Raw genomic sequence first — 21,575 nt, forward strand, 5'->3', positions numbered from 1 at the left:
CCGCCGGGTTCAGTGCCCGCCCAGGTACGCCTGCGCCAGCGCGGGATCCCGCGCCAGTTCGTCCGCCGGCCCGCTGGCCACTACGCGGCCTTCCTCCATCACATAGCCGCGATCGGCCAGCGCCAGTGCCAGCGCGGCCATCTGGTCCACCAGCAAGATGCTGATCGAGGCCTCGCGCAGCTGGTCCAGCGAGGCGAACAGCTCCGCGATCACCTTGGGCGCCAGGCCCAGCGATGGCTCGTCGAGCAGCAACACGCGCGGGTTCGACATCAGCGCGCGCCCGATCGCCAGCATCTGCTGCTCACCGCCGGAGAGCAGGCCGGCACGCTGATGCTGGCGCTCGCGCAGCCGCGGGAAGCGGGTCAGCATGGCTTCGACCCGCTTGACCATTTCCATATGGGACAGCGGACCGGACGGAAACGCGCCCAGCCGCAGGTTGTCGAGCACGGATAGCTCGGGGAACACCTGCCGGCCTTCCGGCACCAGCACCACGCCCATGGCCGCGATGCGCTCGGCGTCCAGCCGCGCCAGGTCCACGCCGTCGAAGGTGATGCCGCCCTGCACCGGGCGGTGCAGGCCAGACAGCGCACGCATCAAGGTGGATTTGCCCGCGCCGTTGGCGCCCAGCAGCGCCACCAATTCGCCTTCGCGGACCTGCAGCGCCACGTCGTGCAGCACCGGCGCTGCGCCGTAGCCCGCGCTGAGTGCATTTACACCCAGCACTTCGCGCAGCGCGTCGGACGGCACCTTGCGCGGGCGGGCTGCCTGGGCGCTGTCTTGCCCGGGCAACACCGTGGCCTCGCCCAGGTAGGCGCGGCGCACGTGCGGATCGCTGCGGATGGCCGCCGGCGTGCCCGCCGCCAGATGCTGGCCGGCATCGATGACGACAATGCCGTCCGACACGTCCATCACCAGCGACATATCGTGCTCGACCAGCCCCACCGCAATGCCGCTGTCGGCAATCCTGCGCAGCAACGCACCCAGCCGCGCCTTGTCCTCGCGCGACAGCCCGGCGGCGGGCTCATCGAGCAGCAGCACCGCGGGGCGGGTGGCCAGCGCGCGCGCAATTTCCACCAGGCGCTGGTCCACGTGCGCCAGGCCTGCCGCACAGGCGTCCGGGTCGCCGGCATAGCCGCACGCGGCAAGCAGGTCCAGCGCTTGCTGGCGCACCGCCGGCGCGGTGAAGCCCGCGATACCCAGCAGCGCGCCAAGCCGCCCGCGCCGCAAGGCGATGGCCACGTTGTCGGCCGCGCTCATGCCGGCGAACAGCTGCGAGGTCTGGTAGGTGCGGGCGATGCCGTTGCGCGCGCTATGGCAGGCGCCGCGCGCGGGCAGCGCGGCCTGGCCCAGGCTGCGGCCGCCGGCGCGCGGGCGGTAGTAGCCGGACAACAGATTGAGCACCGTGGATTTGCCCGCGCCGTTGGGGCCGATCAGGCTGGTCACCGCGCCGGCGGGCATGACGAAGGAGAGATCGTCGACCGCGCGCACGCCGCCGAACACCATGGACAAGCCCTGCGCGGAAAGCCCGCGCTGCCTGGCGGCGGGCAGGGCGGCCAGGGAGGGGAAGGCGGGCAAGCTGGCATCGGCACCTTCACCCGAGGCACGATGCCGCGCACGGGCGCGTTGCCATAGCTGGCCGATCACACCGGCGATGCCGCCCGGCGCAACCCACAGGACCAGCAATAGCAGGCCGCCGAAAAACAGCAGGCGCAGGTTCTCCAGGCTCGACAGCAGCTCCGGCAAGACGCCCACCACCACCGCGCCCAGTACCGGCCCGGCCACCGTGCCCGCGCCGCCGATCATGACCACCAGCACGAACAGGATCGATTGCAGGAAGGAGAACATGCCCGGCGTGACCATGCCCTGCAGCGGCGCGAACAGGCCGCCGGCCAGCCCGGCGAGCGCGGCCGAGAAGGCAAAGCCCACGGTCTTGACCACGAGAGGATCGATGCCGATGGACGCCGCCGCCGTCTCGCTGTCGCGCACCGCGCGCATGGCCGCGCCCCAGGCGCCGCGCGAAATCCGCGCATAGGCCGCGAGGGCAATCGCCAGCACCGCCAGCGCAATCAGCGCGAGCGCGCGCTCGCCGCCATCCACGCCCGGCAGCGAAGGCTGGGCGATACCCATCAGGCCGTTCTGCCCGCCGGTGAGCGCGCGCCACTCGACCGCGCCGTGCTCCACGATAAAGCCGAAGGCGATGGTCACCATCGCCAGGCCGGGCCCTTTCACGCGCAACGCCGGCAGCGCCAGCAGGGCGCCAGTGACCGCGGCGATCAATGCGCCCACCGGCCACGCCGCCCAGAAGCTCCAGCCGGCCGGGCCGGTGAGGATGGCCACGGTGTACGCGCCAATGGCATAGAAGGCCACGTGGCCGAACGAGATCTGCCCCGTCAGCCCTAGCAGCAGGTTCAGGCCCACGCCGCAGATCGCCAGCATGGCCACCCCGGCGATGACGAAGACGAAGTAACCGTTGACCAGCAGCGCGGCGGCACCGGCCACGATGAGGGCCAGCGCCATCGCGCTTACCTGCAGCGGCGTGCCCAGGCCCAGCAGCGGCGAGCGCGCGCTCGCAGGCGCGGCGTGCGGTGAGGCGGTGCGCGGCGCGCCACCGCGCGTGGATGTCAGCGTGGAATCGTTCATACCTTGCGCACCTCCGCGCGTCCGAACAAGCCGTCCGGCCGCATGGCCAGCAGCAGGATCACCAGGGAGAAGGTGATGATCTGGGTGTAGCCGGAGCCGAGCGAGGCCGTCACCAGCGCCTCCGCCACGCCGAAGATCAGGCCCGCCACCATCACGCCCCAGGCGCTGCCGAGCCCGCCCAGGATGGCAACGGCGAAGGCCTTGAGGCCAAACACCGTGCCCATGTCGGACTGCACGTTGAACAGCGGCGCGATCAGCACGCCGGCGATGCCGGCCAGCAGCGTGGACAGCGCGAACGCCGCCGCTACCAGGCGCCGGATCGGAATGCCCATCAGCCGCGCGGCGTCGCGGTTCTGCACCACCGCCAGCATCGCCACGCCCCAGCGCGAGCGGCGCAGCACCAGGTGCAGCACGCCGGCCAGCGCAAGCCCGATCACCGGGATCAGCAACTGCAGCGGATACACCCCGAGGCCCGTGTCGCCGAGCCGCATCGCGGAGGTGGCAAGCGGCGAGGGCAGGCTGCGCGGCTCGGTGCCGAAGGTCAGCATCACCACGTTATCGAGCACGATGCCCAGCGCCACCGTGGCCATCAGCCAAGCGTTGGAGCCGCGGCTGGCAAACGGGCGCACCGCCAGGAACTCCACCGCCAGCCCGTACAGCGCGCACAGCGCCAGTGCCAGCACCACCGCCAGCGGCATCGGCCAGCCCAGCGTCTGGGCGAAGGTGTAGGTCAGCACCGCGCCCAGCATCATCGAGCTGCCCTGCGCGAAGTTGACTGTGGCCGAGACCGCGTAGGTAATGTGAAAGCCGAGCGCCATCAGGCCGTACATGCTGCCCAGGCCGAGGCCGCTGATCAGGGCGGAGATCCATAACATGGTGAGTCCTTGTTGTGACGCCAGCATCTTGTTGAAATGGCCGCTTACTTCGCCACCGGCACGATCCGGTTGTCGATGAACTGCGCCCACACATAGTCGTTCTCGCTGAGCGCGTCGTGCGACTCGAGCGAAAACGGCTTCACATACGTCTTGATCAGGCCTTCATAGCGGTCGATCTTGTAGAAGCCCTCGCGTACCGCGTCGCCCTTGGTCGAGCCGGCGCGCGCAATGGCCAGCGCGGCAAGCTGCGTGGCATCGTAGGCATTGGCCACGCCCACGGCCGGCGTGATGTCGTCCGGCCCCTTGATGTCGCTGTACTTCGCCTTGAGTTCCGCCACCACGCGCGTGCTGACCGGCGAGGGCGAGCCGAAGAAGCTATACGTCTGCACGAAGTGCACGTTCCTGGCATTAGGTCCGGCCAGCTCGGTGAAGCGTCCGCCGGCGGGGCCCCAGTGCGATACCACCGGCACCTTCCAGCCCATGCGGTCCAGCGACTTGACCACCTGCGCCGACGGCCCCACGTTGCCGACCATGAACAGCACGTCGGCGCCGGCCGCTTTCAGGCGTCCGAGCTGCGGCACCACGTCCACGTCATTGGCCTCGAACTTCTCGATGCCCGCGGGCTTCATGCCCTTGGCGGACAGCGCCGCCACGATGCCCTTCTCGTTCGATTCGCCCCAGGGGTTGTTGACGAGGATCAGGCCGGGCTTGCTGGCATTGAAGCGCTTCTGCGCGTATTGCAGCATGGCCTTGTCCACGACCTCATCGACCGCCGAGACGCGGAAGGCGTAGTTGGGGTTGGCGCCATTGCGCGTGATCGGCGTGCCCGCTGCCCACGGGCCCATGAACGGCACCTTCTCCTGGTTGGCGACCGGCACGATGGCCATCGACACCGGCGTGTCCAGCCCGCCGAACAGCACCGCCACCTTCTCCTTGTAGATCAGCTCGCGCGCGGCCAGCACGCCCTTGGCGGGATTGCCTTCATCGTCGCGCCGCACCAGCTCCAGCTTGCGCCCGCCCAGCAGGCCACCCTTGGCGTTGATCTCGTCGATGGCGATGGTCATGCCGCGCGTGAGCGACTCCCCAGCGCGGGCGGACTGGCCGGACAACGCGGTGACCAAGCCGATCTTGATGGTGTCGGCGGCCAGCGCGGGCAGGGCCGGCATGGCGCAGGCGGCAATGGCGGTGGCGGCGAGCAGGGCGCGGCGTGAGACGGTGGACATGGCGGTTCTCCGGAAAGGAATGCGGCAAGAGGGAAGGGTCGGCGACGCGTGGTGTCCCGCTCGCAAGAGCCATGCCATACGTCGACAAACCACTCGAATATCGTTCAGCGATAGTGAAATCAATGTGTCTACGATATGGCCTAATTTTTGCGAACGATATGCATGACAACTTGCATACGATCAACCCGGTGCCATGCCTGCACGATGTCGGTGCCGGATGCCCCCGGATGTCCCCCCGATGCCCCGGATGGCGCCAAAGCGGGGCATGGCCGGCGCTGGCGGTTCCCCTGCATTGGCAAAGACGCATTGAGGCGATCCAGAAGATGACGCATAACCCGACTCCTTCCGCCGCCCAGGCACCCGGCGGCCCCCACGGTGCGGCGCCCGGCCCCGAGTACGGGCCGCTGCGCACGCACGGGCGCTTTGGCTACCGGCCCATCACCGATGTGGACGCCTACCGCTGGCCCGGCGGCGCCAACCTCGCGGTCTACCTGGGCTTCAATATCGAGCACTTCGCTTTTGGCGAGGGGCTGGGTGCCAACCTGGGACCGGTCGCGCCGCAGCCCGACGTGCTCAACTACAGCTGGCGCGAGTACGGCAACCGCGTGGGCGTGTGGCGCTGCCTGGAGTTGTTCGACCAGCTGGCGCTGCCGGCCGGCGTGCTGATCAACACCGCGCTCTACGATCATTGCCCTGAGGTGGTCAGCGCTTGCCTGGCACGCGGGGACGAACTGATCGGGCACGGCCACACCAACGCACGCCGGCAAAGCGACCTGGACGAAGCCGGCGAGCGCGCGTTGCTGCTGCATTGCCGCGAGCGCATCGCCGCGCACGCAGGCGCCGCGCCATCGGGCTGGCTGTCGCCCTGGATCGCCGAGACCGCACTCACGCCCGACCTGCTGGCCGAGACCGGCTACCGCTACACGCTCAACTGGTGCCACGACGACCGCCCGGTGCGCATGGAAACGCGCGGCGGCCCGCTATGGTCGATTCCCTATCCGCAGGAGCTCAACGACATCCCGATGATCGTGGGCCGCCATCTGGACGGCAGCGCTTTCGCCGACATGATCATCGACCAATTCGACGAGATGCTGGCGCAGGCCTGCCACGCGCGGCATCCGCAACCGCTGGTGATGGGCATTGCCTTGCATCCCTACCTGGTGGGCCAGCCGTATCGCCTGCGCCACCTGCGCCGCGCGCTGGCGCATATCGCCTGCAGCCGCCGGCAGGGCAAGGTGTGGTTCACCACGCCCGGCGCAATTTGCGACCACCTCGACCAAGTGGCGCCGCTGGCCGCCGCTTCGCGCTAACATCATGCGCTCCATGTCCCCGACCAACGTCATGCCTCGCATCGCCTCGCCCCGCACCGCCCAGCCGAAGGCGGTAAAGCCAAAAGCCGTCAGGCAGAAGCCCGACGCAGCGCCCGTTGCGGCAACCTCGAAGGACGCCGGCGCGGAGCTCGGCGGCGACGCTGACGCGCGCATCTACCAGTCCATCTTCGATGGCGTGCTCAACCACCGGCTCACGCCCGGCACCAAGCTGCCAGAGCCGGAGCTGTGCCAGTTGTTTGGCGTAGGCCGCGCGGTAGTGCGGCGCGTGCTGGAAAAACTGGCGCACGATGGCATTGTCGACCTGCGCCCCAACAAGGGCGCGGTCATCGCCGAGCCCACGCCGGCCGAGACCAGCCAGATCTTCGAAGCGCGCCGCGCCATGGAGCGCGTGCTGGTGGAGCTCGCCGTGGCTCGCGTCACGCCCGCCGACCTGCGCGAGCTACGCCAGCAACTGGCCGCCGAGCACGAGGCCATGCACCGCTTCGACCAGCCCTCATGGGCGCGGCTGGCAAGCGGCTTTCACCTGCGCATCGCCGCGCTCGCGCGCAACCCCGTGCTGCAGCGCTACCTCACTGAACTGGTCTCGCGTTGCTCGCTGATCGTCGGCCTGTACGAGCCGCCGGGCCATGCGCCCTGCGAGCACGACGAGCACGCCGCCATCGTGGACTGCATCGAGCGGCGCGACGCCACCGGCGCCGTCGAACGGATGGAGTCGCACCTGCGCGAGCTGGAGCAACGCATCGAAACGTCCCGCATGCAGGGCGAGAAGAGCCTTGCGCAGATGCTGGGCCTGGCCGGGGAGTAAGGCCGAATCACAGGAAACAAGCATGGAAATCGATTTCGAGGCCATCACCGAATACCAGCGCTACAAGCTGATGGCCAGCCTGATCGTGCCGCGCCCGATCGCACTGGTCACCACGCTGTCGGAAGACGGCACCGTCAATGCCGCGCCGTTCTCGATGTTCAACATGCTGGGCGAGGAGCCGCCCATCGTGATGATCAGCATCAACCGCCTGCACGACGGCGCGCTCAAGGACACCGCGGCCAATATCGTGCGCACCGGGGAGTTTGTCGTGCACCTGAGCGATGAAGCGATGGCGGAGAAGATGCATGGCTGCGGCGAGCGCTTGCCGCCGGAGCAGAGCGAGCTCGCACGCGTGGGGTTGACGTCGCTGCCATCGAGCGCGGTGGCGCCGCCGCGAATTGCCCAGGCGCCGGTGGCGTTCGAGTGCACCCTGTGGGAAACGCTGGAGACGACCAGCCGGCAGATTTTCATAGGCCGCGTGCTGCGGCTGCATGCGCGCGACGATCTGATCGATACGCAGGCCTGGCGCGTGCGGCTGCAGAACTACTTTCCGGTGGGACGATTCGGGGCCAGCTTCTACGTCACCACGCGGGATCGGTTCTCGATGGAGAAGGAAGCGGGCGTGGTGACGGCGACCACGGCGGTGGACGAGATGTGAGCTGGCTGCTCTTGCAACAAGGATCAATGGCTATGCATAAGATGTCAGATGAAGACTACTTCGAATCGAGCGATGGTTCGATAAGGATCTGGATCGAGCAAGATTCGTCCATCCAGATCAAGGTGGTTGCTAAACATGATGACCCCGTGGAGCTTTCGGCGCAGGAGGCTATTGCGTTGGCAACCGTGCTTCAAGCGTTTGCGGGGCGGATCTAGCCCAAGCGCAGGCCAATCACATCCGCCCGACCGGCACTGGCAGCTAGTGGCTGATCATCCAAGGACGCCCGGCAGGATTCCCCTTCGGCGCATTTGCCGCCGCCGCCGGCGCCCCGGCCAGGTTCACCTTTTTCCCACAACAGCCACACCCCGCCCCATGCCCACCGCGCGCCGACTCCCTCGGCGCAGCGGCACTGCGTTCATTAATCGCATGCGCTCGCCGCGATGCGGCCGGCATGCTGGCCAGCGATGGCGCCGCAACCAGCGCCCGTTCAGAGAAGCTGCCGCATGACGGGCAAGCGCAAGGCTCATCGCGCCGAGCGATGGGCCGCATCACGGCAAATACGCCGCAATCCTGGCAGCGGTAATCGTAGGTCGGCATCCGGCACTCTCCGCTAGTTGTTTCATGACAGGCAGCCGGGCACGCCATCGCGCGATGGCGCGTCCGGCAGGGCATCACACGTCCTGCGAGATCGGCAGATCCACATCGCCCCCGATGTGTTTGACGGGCCCTTGCGCGCTAGGTCGGATATCGAAGTCGAAGATCTGCGTCGGCAGCCACAGCGTGGCGCAGGCGTTGGGGATGTCGACCACGCCGCTGATGTGCCCTTGCACCGGCGCCGTCCCGAGGATCGAATAGGCCTGCGCCCGCGAGTAGCCGAACTTGGTCATGTACTCGATGGCATTCAAACAGGCTTGGCGATAGGCCACATGCACGTCCAGGTAATGCTGCTGGCCGGCTTCGTCCACCGAGATGCCTTCGAAGATCAGGTAGTCGTTGTAATTGGGCGTGATGGGGCTGGGCTTGAAGATCGGGTTCTTGATGCCGTACTTGGCCATGCCGCCCTTGATCAGCGACACGCGCATATGCACCCAGCCGGCCATCTCGATGGCGCCGCAGAAGGTGATTTCGCCATCGCCTTGCGAGAAGTGCAGGTCGCCTACCGACAGGCCGGCGCCATCGACATAGACCGGGAAATACACTTTGGCGCCGCGCGAGAGGTCCTTGATGTCGCAGTTGCCGCCATGTTCGCGGGGGGGCACGGTGCGGGCGCCGTGGGCAGCTGCCTGGTCGCGTGCGTCGCCTTGCAGGCGGCCCATGTGGGCGGTGGCGGCGAAGGGCGGGTTGGCCAGCGGCGGCACGCGGTCGGGTTCGGTGGCGATGAAGTCGATCTCGCGCTTGTTCCACGTCTCCAGCAGCGCCTTGTCCGGCATGCAGCCGATCAGGCCAGGGTGGATCAGGCCGGCGAAGTTGACGCCGGGGATGTGGCGCGAGGACGTGTAGAGGCCGTGGAAGTCCCAGATGGATTTTTGCGCGAGCGGGAAATGGTCGGTGAGGAAGCCGCCGCCGTTCTGCTTGGAGAAGAAACCGTTGAAACCCCACTGGCTCTCCGCCTTGGCGCCGATATCTAGCAGGTCCACCACCAGCAGGTCGCCGGGCTCGGCGCCTTCCACGCCGACGGGGCCGGTCAGGAAGTGGACGATGGACAGATCGATATCGCGGACGTCGTCGGCGGAGTCGTTGTTCTTGATGAAGCCACCGGTCCAGTCGTAGGTTTCCAGGATGAAGTCCTCGCCAGGCTTGACCCAGCAGGCCATCGGGATGTCCGGGTGCCAGCGATTGTGGACGTTGGGATTCTCGTACGGGGATTCGGCCAGATCGACCTTGATCAGTGTGTCCGTCATGACATGCCTCCTGATGGGTGTTGGGTGTGAAGAAGGTGAAGAAGGTGAGGAAGGTGAAGCAATCGCAGAAAAACGCCGCTGCCTAGACCGACAGCAGTTGCCGGATGCGCTCGACATCGGTGCCGTCGCGGTGCGTCTCGTGCACGAAGCGGCCCCCTTCGATCACCAGCAAGCGGTCCGCCACGTCGAGCGCAAAGCTGAGCACCTGCTCGGAGAAGACGATGGTGATGTCGCGCGTGCGGCGGATCTCGTTGAGCGCACGCGCGATGTCCTTGATGATCGATGGCTGGATGCCTTCGGTAGGCTCGTCCAGCAGCAGCACCTTGGGGTTGGCCACCAGCGCGCGCGCAATCGCCAGTTGCTGCTGTTGCCCGCCGGAGAGGTTGCCGCCCTTGCGCCGGCGCATGTCGAACAGCACCGGGAACATGGCGAAGATATCCTCGGGGATACGGCGGCTCCTGCCTTGCTCCATGCCGGTGAGGATGTTCTCTTCCACCGTGAGGTGCGAGAAGATCATGCGGCCTTGCGGCACGTAGGCCAGGCCCGCGCGCACGCGACGGTAGCTTTCGTCCTGCGCCACGTCGCGGCCATCCACGCAGACTTGGCCGGAGCGCACGGGCAGCATGCCGATCATGGCCTTGAAGAGCGTGGTCTTGCCCATGCCGTTGCGACCCACGATGGCGATCGTCTCGCCCTGCGCGGCGGCGAAAGACACCCCGTGCAGCGCTTCGCTTTGGCCGTAGTTCACGACCACGTTGTCGACTGTGAGCATGCTGCTCTCCTAGGGTTTGGTGTCAGATCAGTGGCCAAGATAAACGTCGATCACGCGCGGATCGTTCTGCACCTGCTCCATCGAGCCTTCGGCGAGGATCTTGCCCTGGTGCATTACGGTGACCTTGTCGGCAATGCGCTTGACGAAGTCCATGTCGTGCTCGATCACGATCACCGCGCGGCCTCGGCTGATGCGCTTGAGCAACTCGGCGGTCTGCTCGCGCTCGCGCACGCTCATGCCGGCAATGGGCTCGTCCAGCATCAGCAGTTGCGGCTCCTGCATCAACAGCATGCCGATCTCCAGCCACTGCTTCTGTCCGTGCGAGAGTTGCGCGGCTTCGCGCTCCAGCGCATCGGCCAGGCCGATCTCGGCGGCTACGTCGGCCACGCGCTGGCGCACCTCGGGCGTGGTGCGGAAGCTCAGCGCGCCGAACACACCACGGCTGCGGGGGAACGACACGGCCAGGTTCTGGAACACGCTCAAGTTCTCGTAGATGGAGGGTGTCTGGAACTTGCGGCCCACTCCGGCGCGCACGATCTGGTATTCGGGCAGGCCGGTCATCTCGCGGTTGCGGAATTTGATGCTGCCGCCGGTGGCGCGGGTCTTGCCGCAGACCAGGTCGAGCAGCGTGGTCTTGCCGGCGCCGTTGGGGCCGATGATCACGCGCAGTTCGTCTCGATCCACATAGAGCGTTAGCTTGTCGATGGCGCGAAAGCCATCGAAGGACACGGTCAGGTCCTCCACCGCCAGCATGAAATCGGTATTGCTCATGGTGTCTTCCTCGCTTCGGACGGATGGCTTCAAGCGGTACGGCCGGGGATGTCTTCGGCGGGCGGCGTCGCCGTGGCCGGCTCGGCCGAATTGGCAGAATTGGCCGGCTGCGACGGGCTTGCGACGGCTTTGCGCCGCGACATGTATTTGCTATAGAGCCCGGCCAGCCCGTCGGGGAAGGCCACCACCACGCCAATAAACAGCGCCGCCATCAGGAACAGCCACAGGTCGGGGAAGCTCTCGGAAAAATACGTCTTGCCAAAGTTGACCAGCAGCGTGCCCCACACCGCGCCCACCAGGCTCATGCGCCCGCCCACCGCCGCGTAGATCACCATCTCGATGGAGGGCACGATGCCGACGAACGACGGCGACATGAAGCCCACCTGCAGCGTGAACAGCGCGCCGCCCACCGCGGACAGCGCCGCCGCCAGGCAGAACACGAAGACCTTGAACATCGCCACGTCATAGCCGGAGAAGCGCACGCGGTCTTCCTTGTCGCGCATCGCCAGCAGCAGCACGCCGAGCTTGCTGCGCTGGATCCAGCGGCACAGGGCGATGGCGCCGAACAGCAGCACCACGTTGGCGAAGTACAGGATCACCTTGGCGCTGTCGCTGCGGATGTCCCAGCCCAGCATGGTCTTGAGATCGGTGATGCCGTTCACGCCGCCGGTAAAGCCTTGCTGGCCGATGATCAGCACCGAGAGGATCAGCGCCACCGCCTGCGTGATGATGGCGAAATACACCCCGCCCACGCGCCGCCGGAACATGGCAAAGCTGACGATGAAGGCGAGCGCCACCGGCACCGCGATCACGCCGGCCAGCGCGAGGGGCAGGTGGCGGAACGGCTCCCACCACCAAGGCAGCGCGGTGATCTGGTTCCAGTCCATGAAGTCAGGAATGCCGGGCGTGGACTGGATCGCGGTGCTCTTCACGTCGGACGCTTCGAGCTTAAGGAACATCGCCATGGCGTAGCCGCCCAGGCCGAAGAACACGCCCTGGCCAAGGCTCAGCACGCCGCCGTAGCCCCACAGCATGACCAGGCCTATGGCGACGAAGGCGTAGCTCAGGTACTTGCCGACGAGGTTGAGGCGGAACACGTCGAGCGCCAGCGGCATGATCACCAGCAGCACTACGGCCAGCACCAGGTGGCCGGCGAGTTCGCCGCGCAGAAATCGGCGTGCCGCAGGCGCGGCGGAAGAGGAGGGTGACATCACAAGCTCCTGTGCAGTGCTTAACGTCTTGTTGAGGGGTGTTGTCAACGCCGCACCGCCGGCGCAAACAGGCCTTGCGGGCGGATCATCAGGATCGTCACGATCAGCAGCAGCGTCAGCACGCGCGCCATCGAGCCGGTGAGGAAGAACTCGCTGATCGATTGCGCCTGGGCAATGCCGAAGGCCGACGCCACCGTGCCGAGCAGGCTCGCCGCGCCGCCGAATGTGACCACCAGGAAGGAGTCGACGATGTAGAGCGAGCCGCTGGTGGGCCCGGTGGAGCCGATGGTGGTAAATGCCGCGCCCGCCACGCCGGCGATGCCGCAGCCGATGGCAAAGGTGAGGCGGTCGGTGCGCCGCGTGTTGATGCCGGCCGCGTTGGCCATGGCGCGGTTGAGCGTGGTGGCGCGCACCCGCAGGCCCCAGCGCGAGCGGTACAGCGCCAGCCACACCATGCCGGTGACGAACAGCGTCAGCGCCATCACGAACATGCCGTTGATGGGAATATCCAGCCCCTGCGCCGGCGCCCACGAACCCATCAGCCATTCGGGCAGGGTGGGGCTGACCTCCTTGGGGCCGAAGGTGGAGCGGAAGATCTGCTGCATGCCGAGTGACAGGCCCCAGGTTGCGAGAAGGGTATCGAGCGGGCGGCGATAGAGGTGACGGATCAGCGCCCATTCGGCCAGCCAGCCCGCGCAGAACGCAAGGGCGAACGCCGCGCCGATCGCCAGCGGAAAGTAGTAAGGCATCCACGACGGCGCAAGGCGCTCGGTCAGCGTGGAAGCCAGGAAGATGGTGTAGGCGCCGATCGTCATGAACTCGCCGTGGGCCATGTTGATTACGCCCATCTGGCCGAAGATGATGGCCAGGCCCAGCGCCATCAGCAGCAGCACCGAGAACAGGCTCAGGCCGGCAAAGCCCTGCATGAGGCCGATATTCAGCATGTCGGATAGGTTCATCGTGCGCTCCGCCATCGGTAGAAGATAAGTTCGCCAGCTGTGCAAAACGAAGCCGGCAAGATGCGCCAAAGCCGTCTGCCATGACGACGGCTTTTACTCCTTCTCCCCTCAAGGGGGAGAGGGAGTAAATCAACGTGGACCAATCCGCTTACTGGTAGCCCTTCGGGAACGGATTGGGCGGGATCAGCGAAGGCGATTCCGCCACCACCTTGAACTGCCCGTCCAGCTGCGCCAGGCCCACGCGCGTCTTGCTCCACAGGTGGTGGTTGGGGTCGACCTTCACATAGCCTTCCGGCGCGGTCTTCAGCTCGATGCCGGGGGAAGCGGCAACCACCTTGTCGATGTCGAAGGAGCCGGCCTTCTCCACCGCGGCCTTCCACAACCAGGGGCCGAGGTAAGCGGCCTGCGTCACGTCGCCGATCACGGACTTGGCGCCGTACCTGGTCTTGAACGCATCGACGAAGGACTTGTTGTTGGCGTTGTCGAGCGACTGGAAGTACTTCATGGCCGCATAGAAGCCGGCGATGTTCTCGCCGCCGATGCCCAGCACTTCATCCTCGGTCACAGAGATGGTCAGCAGGAACTGCTTGTCGGCGGTGATGCCCGCGGCCTTGAGCTGTTTGTAGAAGGCCACGTTGGAGCCCCCCACCACGATGGCGTAGATGCAGTCCGGCTTGGCGATCTTGATCTTGTTGATCAGCGAGTTGAAGTTGGTGTGGCCGAGTGGGTAGTACTCCTCGCCCACCACCTTGAGCTTCTGGAAGTTCTCGATGTGCTTGCGCGCGATCTTGTTGGAGGTGCGAGGCCAGATGTAGTCGGAGCCGATCAGGAAGAAGCTCTTGGCGTTCTTCTGCTTTGCCGCCCAGTCCAGGCCCCAGATGATCTGCTGCGTGGCTTCCTGGCCGGTGTAGATGACGTTTTTCGATTGCTCCAGCCCTTCGTAGAACGTCGGGTAGTAGAGCAGGCCGTTCTCCTTTTCGAAGATCGGCAGCACGGCTTTGCGCGAGGCGGAGGTCCAGCAGCCGAACACGGCCGCCACGCGGTCGTTGACCAGCAGCTTCTTGGATTTCTCGGCGAAGGTGGGCCAGTCGGAGGCGCCGTCTTCCTTGATGACCTTGATCTTGCGGCCGAGGATGCCACCCGCCGCGTTGATCTGGTCGATGGCCAGTTGCTCGGCCTGGATCGAGCCGGTCTCGGAAATCGCCATGGTGCCGGTGGCCGAGTGCAGCTGGCCCACGGTGACCTCGGTGTCGGTGACGGCCAGCCTGGTGGTGTTGGCAACGGCGGTCGGCACCGCCGCGCGTGCCGAGCCGCTGAGGCCGGCCACGCCGGCGAGCGACAGGGCCGGCAGCGCGGCCAGGCCCTGCATCATGCGCCGGCGCTGCCGCGAGACCGCGCCGGCGGCATCGGTACGGGTATCGGCATCTTGGGAAGAAAGGGACCCGTTCGTTTCTTTGTCACGCATGATCGACGCTCCTTGGAGGCGTGGTGAGGTAAGACGGCGTTGGCCGGTTAGCGGTGGCTGTGAATGACCCTGCGGCTGGATCATGGTGCAGCGCAGCGCTAGCTTCCATACGTCATTCAACGTACGTGCATGCGCCCCCCGGGCGAGTGACGGGCGTTACGATTGGTGCCCTTCACCACGGTGCTCGGCACAGCTCTTGCATCTGCCGACACGCCCACGCGCGCACCCTCCGGAGTCACCGCCCCCATGCCAGCCGCCAGCCAGCCCGTACAGCGCATCAGCAAGATCCGGCGCGACTACAACCGCTGGGTCGCCGACGAGACGCTGGAGGACTACGCGCTGCGTTTTGCACCAAGGACGTTCCGCAAGTGGAGCGCATTTCGCGTGGCCAATACCGCTTTTGGTGCAGTGGCCTTCCTGGCGCTGGAGGCGATCGGTGCGGCCATCACGCTGAGCTACGGCTTTACCAATGCGATGTGGGCCATCGGCGTGGTGAGCCTGGTGATCTTCCTGACCGGGCTGCCGATCTCTTATTACGCGGCCCGCAACGGCGTTGACATGGACCTGCTGGCGCGCGGCGCGGGTTTTGGCTATCTCGGCTCCACCATCACGTCGCTGATCTACGCCAGCTTCACCTTTATCTTCTTTGCGCTGGAGGCGGCCATCATGGCGCAGGCCTTCGAGCTGCTGTTCGGGCTGCCGCGCGCGCTGGGCTACCTGCTGTCGGCGATGGTGGTGATCCCGCTGGTCACGCACGGCGTCACGCTGATCTCGCGCATCCAGTTGTGGACCCAGCCGGCATGGCTGTTGCTGCTGGCGCTGCCCTACGCGGTGATCTGGTGGCGCGAGCCGGGGCTCTACACGGATTTCCTTTCCTTCAACGGACGCCTGGCCGAAGGCGATGGCTTCTCGTGGCATGCCTTCGGCGCCGCCGCCACGGTCACCGCCGCGCTGATCGCGCAGATTGGCGAGCAGGTGGATTTCCTGCGCTTCATGCCGGAACTCACGCCGAGCAACCGCTGGCGCTGGTGGAGCGCGTTGATTGCCGCCGGCCCGGGCTGGATCGTGCTGGGCGCGGCCAAGATGGCGGGCGGGGCATTTCTCGCCTTTGTGGCGTTGCAGGCCGAGGTGCCGATCTCGCACGCGCTGGAGCCCACGCAGATGTACCTGGCCGGTTTCTCGCGCGCGCTTGGGCGAGCGTGGCCGGGCTGGGTGGCGGTGGTGCTGACCGGGCTGTTCGTGCTGCTGTCGCAGACCAAGATCAACATCACCAATGCGTATGCCGGATCGCTGGCGTGGTCGAACGTGTTCGCGCGGCTCACGCACAGCCATCCCGGCCGCGTGGTGTGGCTGGCGTTCAATGTACTGATTGCCGTGATGCTGATGGCCATGGGCGTGTTTGAGGCGCTGGAGCAGGTGCTGGCGCTCTACGCGCACCTGGCGGTGGCGTGGGTCGGCGCCATCGTCGGGGATCTCCTCATCAGCAAGCCGCTCGGGCTGTCGCCGCGCACCATTGAGTTTCGCCGCGCCTACCTGTTCGATATCAACCCGGCTGGCTTCGGCGCCATGATGATGGCCTCGGCAGGATCGATGCTGGTCCACCTGGGTGCGTTCGGCGAGACGTTGCGCCCGGCGTCGATCGGGGTGGCGCTGGTGCTGGCCATCGTCATCCCGCCGCTGATCGCGTTCGCCACGCAAAGCCGCTATTTCATCGCGCGCACACCAGTGGATTTTGGCCCGCGCCACAAGGTGGTCCGCTGCACCATCTGCCGCAATCCGTTCGAGGTGGAAGACGTGGCTGCCTGCCCGGCGTATCGCGGGCCGATCTGCTCGCTGTGCTGCACGCTGGACGCGCGGTGCGGGGACCGCTGCAAGCCCGGCGCCAGCGCGCAGGAGCAGATCGTCACCGCGCTCACGCGGGTGCTGCCGGTCGGCACGCCGCCGGTGATGGCGCGCCGCATCGGCCAGTTCTGCCTGGTGCTGGCCGGCATGGTGTTTGTGTTCGGCACCTTCCTGTGGCTGCTGTACACGCAGGAGCAGTTGTCGGGCGCGCTGGCGGCGTTGCCACGCACGGGGCTGTTCATCAAGATCTTCGCCGGGCTGCTGCTGTTCGCGGCGGTGGCCGCGTGGTGGCTGGTGCTGGCCAACGAGAGCCGGGGCGTGGCGCAGGAGGAGTCGGAGCGGCAGAACATGCTGCTGCAAAAGGAAATCGATGCGCACCGCCACACCGACGCGCTGCTGCAAGGTGCCAAGGAGGTCGCGGAGAAAGCCAACCTGGCCAAGAGCCGCTTTATCACCGGCATGAGCCACGAGATGCGCGCCGGGCTGAACTCCATCCTCGGCTACTCGCAACTGCTGTTGCGCGCGGGGCCGCTGCCGCCCGCGTTGCGCGAGGACGTGCGCACCATCGGGCGTGCGGGAGAGCATCTTTCCAGCTTGGTCGATGGCTTGCTGGAGCTGTCTCGCATCGAGGCTGGCAAGCTGCGCCTGGCGCAGGAGGCGGTGGCGCTGGAGGACTTGTTCGGCGAACTGGTGCGGATGTTCCGGCCGCTCGCTGCGGCGCGCGGGCTGGCTTTTCACTACCGCGTTGAAGGCGTGCTGCCCACGCACGTGCACGGGGATCCGAAGCGGCTGCGCCAGATCGTCATCAACCTGGTCAGCAACGCCATCAAGTTCACCGAGCAGGGTGCCGTCACGCTGGCCGTGCGGCACCAGCGCGAGATGGCCACCATCGTGGTAAGCGACACCGGCCCCGGCATCGACGCCGCGGACCAGGAGCGCATCTTCGATCCCTTCGAGCGCGCCGGCGGCCACGACGACCGCGATGGCATCGGGCTGGGCCTGGCCATCGTGCGGCTGCTGGCCGACCTGATGGGCGGCGAGATCCGCGTGCGCAGCGCGCCCGGCGCCGGCAGCGAGTTCACGGCGCGGCTCTACCTGCCGACGGTGACGGCGCCGGTGGCGCGCAGGCCCGCGGCGGTGGGCACGCGGTTGCCGGCCGATGCGCGCGTGCTGGTGGTGGACGATCGCGCGGCGCATCGCGCGGTGCTGCTCGGTTTCCTGGCGCCGCTGGGGCTCGTGGTCGATGCGGTGGGCGAGGGCGCGGCGGTGCTGCCCGCGGTGCAGCGCCTGGACCCGCAACTGGTGCTGCTGGACCTGAACCTGCCCGATGCATCCGGCTGGGACCTGTGCCGCCTGCTGCGCGCGCTGCCGCGTGCCCCGCTGGTGGTGATCGTCTCGGCCAACGCGCACGAGAACACCGAGGAGGCGCGCGCCACGCACGGCTATTTTGCCTTTGTCAGCAAACCGGTGCGCGAGCCCGAACTGATCGAGGTGGTGCGGCGCGCGCTGGCCAGCGTGGCGCTGCGCGAGAGCGCGGCGGCTGCATTGCCATCCTCGGAGCTCCTGCGCGAGTTGCTGCTGCTCGGGGCCACCGGCCGCCAGCGCGCGCTGGAGGCGCAGCTGTCCGAGCTGGCCGAAGGCACGGACGCAGCCGCCGCATGGGCGGCGCGCATGCTCGCGCTGGCACGCATCGACGGCGCTGCACTGACACATTCACTTGGCGAGGCGCTCCATGATTCCCGTTCCTGAGCTGCAGACCCGCGTGCTGGTGGTGGACGACAACGCCGACGCGCGCGGCTTGCTCACCCGCGCCCTCGGCGGCGAAGCCATGGCGGTGCACGCCGCCCACAGCGGCAACGCCGCGCTCGACGCGCTGGCGTTCTTCGAGCCGGACGCGGTGCTGCTCGACGTGGACATGCCGGGCATGGATGGCTTTGCCACCTGCGCGGCGCTGATGGACCGTCACGCCGATCTGCCGGTGATCTTCATGACGGGGCTGGGCGAGACCGGTCACATCGTGCGCGGTTTCGAGGTGGGCGCGTGCGACTACGTGACCAAGCCGGTGGCGATTGCCGAAGTGGTGGCGCGGGTGCGCTCGCACGCGGCCAAGGCGCGGCTGGCGCGCAGTGCGCGCGCGGCGGTGCTGAGCAGCACGGTCGCGATGCTGGCGGCGGATGCGGGCGGGCAGCTGATGTGGATGAACGCTAGCGCGGCAGCCCTGCTGCAGACACAGGGCTGGGCGCAGGGGCTGCCGGGCGAGATGTTGCCAGCGCAGCTGGTGGCTACGCTGTGGGCATTGCAGGAAAACGCAAGCATGCAGGGCCTGCCGCTGGGCGGACTGCGCCTGCGCAGGCTGACCGCCGTGACGGCAGGCGTGATGGTGGTGGAACTGGCCGCGCAGGCGGCAACGAGCGAATCGGCGGCGCCAAGCGAGTTGACTCCACGCGAGGCGGAGGTGATGGTGTGGGTGGCGCGCGGCAAGACCAACCGCGACGTGGCCGAGATCCTGGGCATGAGTCCGCGCACGGTCAACAAGCATCTCGAGCACATCTACGAGAAGCTCGGCGTGGAAACCCGCACAGCTGCCGTTGCGGCCGCGCAGCGCGCTCTGGGCTAGGTCAGAGCTTCCGGTGTGAGCAGGTGTGATCAGGCGTGGCGGTGGTGCGCCCTGGCCGCGCCGTCATGATCGCGGGCCGTATCCTCCATGCGGCCGCGTGGGTGATTGGCAGCATGCTGACACAAGTCTCTGCTATCTTAGGCGCCCAGCCCGTCGCTGGACACCATTCCCACATCGGCTCCCATGCAAGCTACGACCACCACGCCAGACACCGCCGCCCCGGCCGCCATCACCTTGCGCCAGGCATTCTGGTACTGGCTCAAGCTGGGCTTCATCAGCTTTGGCGGCCCGGCCGGGCAGATCGCCATCATGCACGAGGACCTGGTCGAACGGCGACGATGGATCTCCGAGAGCCGTTTCCTGCACGCGCTTAATTACTGCATGGTGCTGCCCGGGCCAGAGGCGCAGCAGCTGGCAACGTATATCGGCTGGCTGATGCACCGGACCTGGGGCGGGGTGATCGCGGGCGGGCTGTTCGTGCTGCCCTCGTTGCTGATCCTGATGCTGCTGTCGTGGATCTACATGCGCTTTGGCGAGGTGCCGGCGGTGGCGGGGGTGCTGTATGGCATCAAGCCGGCGGTAACGGCCATCGTGATGTCGGCGGCGTGGCGCATCGGCTCGCGGGCGCTGAAGAACAGCTGGCTGTGGGCGATCGCGGCGGCTTCGTTCGTCGCCATCTTCGCGCTGGAATTGCCGTTCCCGGTCATCGTGCTGGTCGCGGCCTTGATCGGCTACGCGGGCGGCCGGTTCGCGCCGGCGCGCTTTGCCAGCGGGGGCGGCCATGGCGCGGGCAAGACCGGTCTTGGTCCCGCGCTGCTGGACGACCACACGCCCACGCCGCTGCATGCGATGTTTACCTGGAAGCGCTTCGGGCTGGTGCTGGCGGTGTTCCTCGCGATCTGGGGGCTGGCGCTGGGCGCGCTGGCCTGGCGCTACGGCTGGCAGGGCACGCTCACGCAAATGGGCTGGTTCTTCACCAAGGCCGCGCTGATGACCTTTGGCGGTGCCTATGCGGTGCTGCCCTACGTCAACCAGGGCGCGGTGGCGCACTACCACTGGCTTAGCGCGCCGCAGATGATCGACGGCCTGGCGCTGGGCGAAACCACGCCTGGCCCGCTCATCATGGTGGTGGCCTTCGTTGGCTTCGTCGGCGGCTGGACGCAGGCGGTGTTCGGTGCCGATGCGGTGGTGGCGTCGGCCGTGGCGGCGGCGACGGTGGTGACGTTCTTCACCTTCCTGCCGTCGTTCCTGTTCATCCTGCTGGGCGGGCCGTTCGTGGAGAGCACGCACGGCAACCTGAAGTTCACCGCGCCGCTGACTGCCATCACGGCGGCGGTGGTTGGCGTGATCGTCAACCTGGCGGTGTTCTTTGCCTATCACGTGCTGTGGCCCGCCGGGCTGCAAGGGCGCTTCGAGTGGCCGTGCGCGCTGATCGGACTGGCCGCGGCGGTGGCGTTGTTCCGCTTCAAGGCCGGCGTGATCCCGGTCATCCTCGCTTGCGGAGGCGCCGGGCTGGCGCTGGTGTTCGCGCGCGGCATGGCCTGAGCGGGCTACCAGCCACTATAGGGCGCGCCCGCCATCCGGTGGGCCGCGAAGTGCTCCGCCAAAAAGTCCACGAACGCGCGCACCTTGGCCGTGAGGTGGTCGCGCGTGAGGAAGACGGCGAACACATCGGCTGGCGGCGTTTCCCAGTCGGTCAGCACCTGGCGCAGCCGCCCCGAGCGGAGCATCGGCGCCACCTCCCATTCCGAGCGCATCAATATGCCGTGGCCCTGCAAGGCCCAGCCGAGGGCCACTTCGCCATCGTTGGTGCTGGCCGGCCCGCGCACCTTTACGGCTTCGTGGCGGCTGGCCGAGCGCAGGTGCCAGGTGCCGTAGGTGGCGTCGCTCTCCCGGATCACGATGCAGCGGTGCTGCTGCAGCTCGCGCGGCGACGCCGGTTCGCCGTGGCTGGCCAGGTAGCGCGGCGCGGCGCATAGCAGGCGGCGGTTGTGCGCGATGGGCCGGGCGGTGAGGCGCGCATCGGGTAAATCGCCCACGCGAATGCCGACATCGAAGCCCGCCTCGGCCAGGTTCAGCGGCCGGTCCGTGAGTTCCAGCTGCACCTCCACCTCCGGGCAGGCCAGCAGGAAGGCGCCCACCGCCGGCGCCACGTGGCGCCGGCCGAAGCCCAGCGTGGCGTTGACCCGCAGCAGCCCGCGCGGCGCCACCCGGCTGCCGCCAAGCCCTTGCTCCAGTTCCTCCAGCTCGGCCAGGATGCGCGCGCCCTGCGCCAGGTAGGCCTCGCCCTCCTGCGTGACGCTCAGCCGGCGCGTGGTGCGGTTGAGCAGGCGCACGCCGAGCCGCGCCTCAAGCGCCGTCAGCCGCTTGCTGGCGGCCGACGGTGTGATGCCGAACTGCTGGGCCGCGCCGGCCAGGCTGCCGCGCTTGACCAGGGTGACGAAGAAGGCGAGGTCGGAGAAGTTATCCACGATGCGGTCCGAGGCCTGATTGGTGAATTGGAAG

The 21,575-nt window shown here is 67.4% G+C and carries 18 protein-coding genes; 7 read left to right on the top strand and 11 right to left on the bottom strand.

Going from position 1 to position 21,575, the window contains the following annotated elements; genetic code table 11:
• Window positions 1-9: 9 nt before the first annotated feature.
• The 3 genes from AC1RQC_RS23255 to AC1RQC_RS23265 are packed head-to-tail and all read right to left on the bottom strand — an operon-like array spanning window position 10 to window position 4,738.
• The gene (locus AC1RQC_RS23255; protein ID WP_492810392.1) at window positions 10-2,640 is read right to left on the bottom strand and encodes a branched-chain amino acid ABC transporter ATP-binding protein/permease; all 2,631 of its coding nucleotides are present in this window, start codon (window positions 2,638-2,640) and stop codon (window positions 10-12) included.
• On the bottom strand, window positions 2,637-3,515 hold the full coding sequence (locus AC1RQC_RS23260; protein WP_492374765.1) for a branched-chain amino acid ABC transporter permease: 879 nt from the start codon (window positions 3,513-3,515) through the stop codon (window positions 2,637-2,639). Before AC1RQC_RS23260 ends, AC1RQC_RS23255 begins: the two co-directional genes overlap by 4 nt.
• A gap of 44 nt (window positions 3,516-3,559) precedes the next feature.
• On the bottom strand, window positions 3,560-4,738 hold the full coding sequence (locus AC1RQC_RS23265; RefSeq protein ID WP_492374766.1) for an ABC transporter substrate-binding protein: 1,179 nt from the start codon (window positions 4,736-4,738) through the stop codon (window positions 3,560-3,562).
• Between the two features lie 323 nt (window positions 4,739-5,061).
• On the opposite strand from AC1RQC_RS23265, the gene AC1RQC_RS23270 reads away from it, so the two are divergent.
• Genes AC1RQC_RS23270 through AC1RQC_RS23285 form a run of 4 tightly spaced genes read left to right on the top strand, consistent with a single transcriptional unit; the run spans window position 5,062 to window position 7,747 of the window.
• Window positions 5,062-6,048, top strand: coding sequence for a polysaccharide deacetylase family protein (locus AC1RQC_RS23270; protein ID WP_492374767.1), 987 nt, complete (start codon window positions 5,062-5,064; stop codon window positions 6,046-6,048).
• Window positions 6,049-6,061: 13 nt separating this feature from the next.
• Entirely contained in the window at window positions 6,062-6,874 is an 813-nt protein-coding gene (locus tag AC1RQC_RS23275) for a GntR family transcriptional regulator (RefSeq protein ID WP_492884776.1), read from the top strand.
• Window positions 6,875-6,896: 22 nt separating this feature from the next.
• Window positions 6,897-7,532: a flavin reductase family protein gene (locus AC1RQC_RS23280; protein WP_492374769.1), complete on the top strand. Its 636-nt coding sequence runs from the start codon at window positions 6,897-6,899 to the stop codon at window positions 7,530-7,532.
• Between the two features lie 32 nt (window positions 7,533-7,564).
• On the top strand, window positions 7,565-7,747 hold the full coding sequence (locus AC1RQC_RS23285; RefSeq protein WP_492374770.1) for a hypothetical protein: 183 nt from the start codon (window positions 7,565-7,567) through the stop codon (window positions 7,745-7,747).
• A 43-nt stretch (window positions 7,748-7,790) separates the two neighbouring features.
• On the opposite strand, the gene AC1RQC_RS23290 is transcribed toward AC1RQC_RS23285, so the two are convergent.
• From AC1RQC_RS23290 to urtA, 7 genes are all read right to left on the bottom strand, one after another.
• Window positions 7,791-8,204, bottom strand: a complete 414-nt coding sequence (locus AC1RQC_RS23290) for a zinc ribbon domain-containing protein (protein ID WP_492374771.1) — start codon at window positions 8,202-8,204, stop codon at window positions 7,791-7,793.
• Complete coding sequence (fmdA, locus tag AC1RQC_RS23295; protein WP_492374772.1) at window positions 8,204-9,433, bottom strand: formamidase; 1,230 nt, start codon at window positions 9,431-9,433, stop codon at window positions 8,204-8,206. The genes AC1RQC_RS23290 and fmdA overlap by 1 nt, the downstream gene beginning before the upstream one ends.
• A gap of 82 nt (window positions 9,434-9,515) precedes the next feature.
• Window positions 9,516-10,205 carry an urea ABC transporter ATP-binding subunit UrtE gene (urtE, locus tag AC1RQC_RS23300; protein ID WP_492374773.1) on the bottom strand — a complete coding sequence of 230 codons (690 nt, stop codon included), beginning with the start codon at window positions 10,203-10,205 and terminating at the stop codon, window positions 9,516-9,518.
• A gap of 27 nt (window positions 10,206-10,232) precedes the next feature.
• Window positions 10,233-10,976, bottom strand: a complete 744-nt coding sequence (urtD, locus tag AC1RQC_RS23305) for an urea ABC transporter ATP-binding protein UrtD (protein WP_492374774.1) — start codon at window positions 10,974-10,976, stop codon at window positions 10,233-10,235.
• Window positions 10,977-11,005: 29 nt separating this feature from the next.
• Window positions 11,006-12,187: an urea ABC transporter permease subunit UrtC gene (urtC, locus tag AC1RQC_RS23310; protein WP_492374775.1), complete on the bottom strand. Its 1,182-nt coding sequence runs from the start codon at window positions 12,185-12,187 to the stop codon at window positions 11,006-11,008.
• Between the two features lie 44 nt (window positions 12,188-12,231).
• Window positions 12,232-13,146, bottom strand: coding sequence for an urea ABC transporter permease subunit UrtB (urtB, locus tag AC1RQC_RS23315; RefSeq protein ID WP_492828801.1), 915 nt, complete (start codon window positions 13,144-13,146; stop codon window positions 12,232-12,234).
• Window positions 13,147-13,294: 148 nt separating this feature from the next.
• Complete coding sequence (gene urtA, locus AC1RQC_RS23320; protein WP_492374787.1) at window positions 13,295-14,518, bottom strand: urea ABC transporter substrate-binding protein; 1,224 nt, start codon at window positions 14,516-14,518, stop codon at window positions 13,295-13,297.
• Window positions 14,519-14,857: 339 nt separating this feature from the next.
• On the opposite strand from urtA, the gene AC1RQC_RS23325 reads away from it, so the two are divergent.
• The 3 genes from AC1RQC_RS23325 (at window position 14,858) to chrA (ending at window position 20,615) form a co-directional block, all read left to right on the top strand.
• Window positions 14,858-18,202 (top strand): hybrid sensor histidine kinase/response regulator, encoded by a 3,345-nt coding sequence (locus AC1RQC_RS23325; RefSeq protein WP_492884779.1) that lies wholly within the window; start codon window positions 14,858-14,860, stop codon window positions 18,200-18,202.
• Complete coding sequence (locus AC1RQC_RS23330) at window positions 18,186-19,070, top strand: response regulator (protein WP_492374778.1); 885 nt, start codon at window positions 18,186-18,188, stop codon at window positions 19,068-19,070. The genes AC1RQC_RS23325 and AC1RQC_RS23330 overlap by 17 nt, the downstream gene beginning before the upstream one ends.
• Before the next feature lie 183 nt (window positions 19,071-19,253).
• On the top strand, window positions 19,254-20,615 hold the full coding sequence (gene chrA, locus AC1RQC_RS23335; protein ID WP_492884781.1) for a chromate efflux transporter: 1,362 nt from the start codon (window positions 19,254-19,256) through the stop codon (window positions 20,613-20,615).
• A 5-nt stretch (window positions 20,616-20,620) separates the two neighbouring features.
• On the opposite strand, the gene AC1RQC_RS23340 is transcribed toward chrA, so the two are convergent.
• Window positions 20,621-21,541: a LysR family transcriptional regulator gene (locus AC1RQC_RS23340; protein ID WP_492884783.1), complete on the bottom strand. Its 921-nt coding sequence runs from the start codon at window positions 21,539-21,541 to the stop codon at window positions 20,621-20,623.
• Window positions 21,542-21,575 lie beyond the last annotated feature (34 nt).

It is taken from the genome of Cupriavidus sp. GW822-FHT03E04 (assembly GCF_058801495.1).

Excerpts from the sequence above, each read along its gene's own strand:
- AC1RQC_RS23255 (WP_492810392.1), bottom strand. The coding sequence starts at position 2,640 with ATGAACGATTCCACGCTGACATCCACGCGCGGTGGCGCGCCGCGCACC.
- AC1RQC_RS23260 (WP_492374765.1), bottom strand. The coding sequence starts at position 3,515 with ATGTTATGGATCTCCGCCCTGATCAGCGGCCTCGGCCTGGGCAGCATG.
- AC1RQC_RS23265 (WP_492374766.1), bottom strand. The coding sequence starts at position 4,738 with ATGTCCACCGTCTCACGCCGCGCCCTGCTCGCCGCCACCGCCATTGCC.
- AC1RQC_RS23270 (WP_492374767.1), top strand. The coding sequence starts at position 5,062 with ATGACGCATAACCCGACTCCTTCCGCCGCCCAGGCACCCGGCGGCCCC.
- AC1RQC_RS23275 (WP_492884776.1), top strand. The coding sequence starts at position 6,062 with ATGTCCCCGACCAACGTCATGCCTCGCATCGCCTCGCCCCGCACCGCC.
- AC1RQC_RS23280 (WP_492374769.1), top strand. The coding sequence starts at position 6,897 with ATGGAAATCGATTTCGAGGCCATCACCGAATACCAGCGCTACAAGCTG.
- AC1RQC_RS23285 (WP_492374770.1), top strand. The coding sequence starts at position 7,565 with ATGCATAAGATGTCAGATGAAGACTACTTCGAATCGAGCGATGGTTCG.
- AC1RQC_RS23290 (WP_492374771.1), bottom strand. The coding sequence starts at position 8,204 with ATGCCCTGCCGGACGCGCCATCGCGCGATGGCGTGCCCGGCTGCCTGT.
- fmdA (WP_492374772.1), bottom strand. The coding sequence starts at position 9,433 with ATGACGGACACACTGATCAAGGTCGATCTGGCCGAATCCCCGTACGAG.
- urtE (WP_492374773.1), bottom strand. The coding sequence starts at position 10,205 with ATGCTCACAGTCGACAACGTGGTCGTGAACTACGGCCAAAGCGAAGCG.
- urtD (WP_492374774.1), bottom strand. The coding sequence starts at position 10,976 with ATGAGCAATACCGATTTCATGCTGGCGGTGGAGGACCTGACCGTGTCC.
- urtC (WP_492374775.1), bottom strand. The coding sequence starts at position 12,187 with ATGTCACCCTCCTCTTCCGCCGCGCCTGCGGCACGCCGATTTCTGCGC.
- urtB (WP_492828801.1), bottom strand. The coding sequence starts at position 13,146 with ATGAACCTATCCGACATGCTGAATATCGGCCTCATGCAGGGCTTTGCC.
- urtA (WP_492374787.1), bottom strand. The coding sequence starts at position 14,518 with ATGATGCAGGGCCTGGCCGCGCTGCCGGCCCTGTCGCTCGCCGGCGTG.
- AC1RQC_RS23325 (WP_492884779.1), top strand. The coding sequence starts at position 14,858 with ATGCCAGCCGCCAGCCAGCCCGTACAGCGCATCAGCAAGATCCGGCGC.
- AC1RQC_RS23330 (WP_492374778.1), top strand. The coding sequence starts at position 18,186 with ATGATTCCCGTTCCTGAGCTGCAGACCCGCGTGCTGGTGGTGGACGAC.
- chrA (WP_492884781.1), top strand. The coding sequence starts at position 19,254 with ATGCAAGCTACGACCACCACGCCAGACACCGCCGCCCCGGCCGCCATC.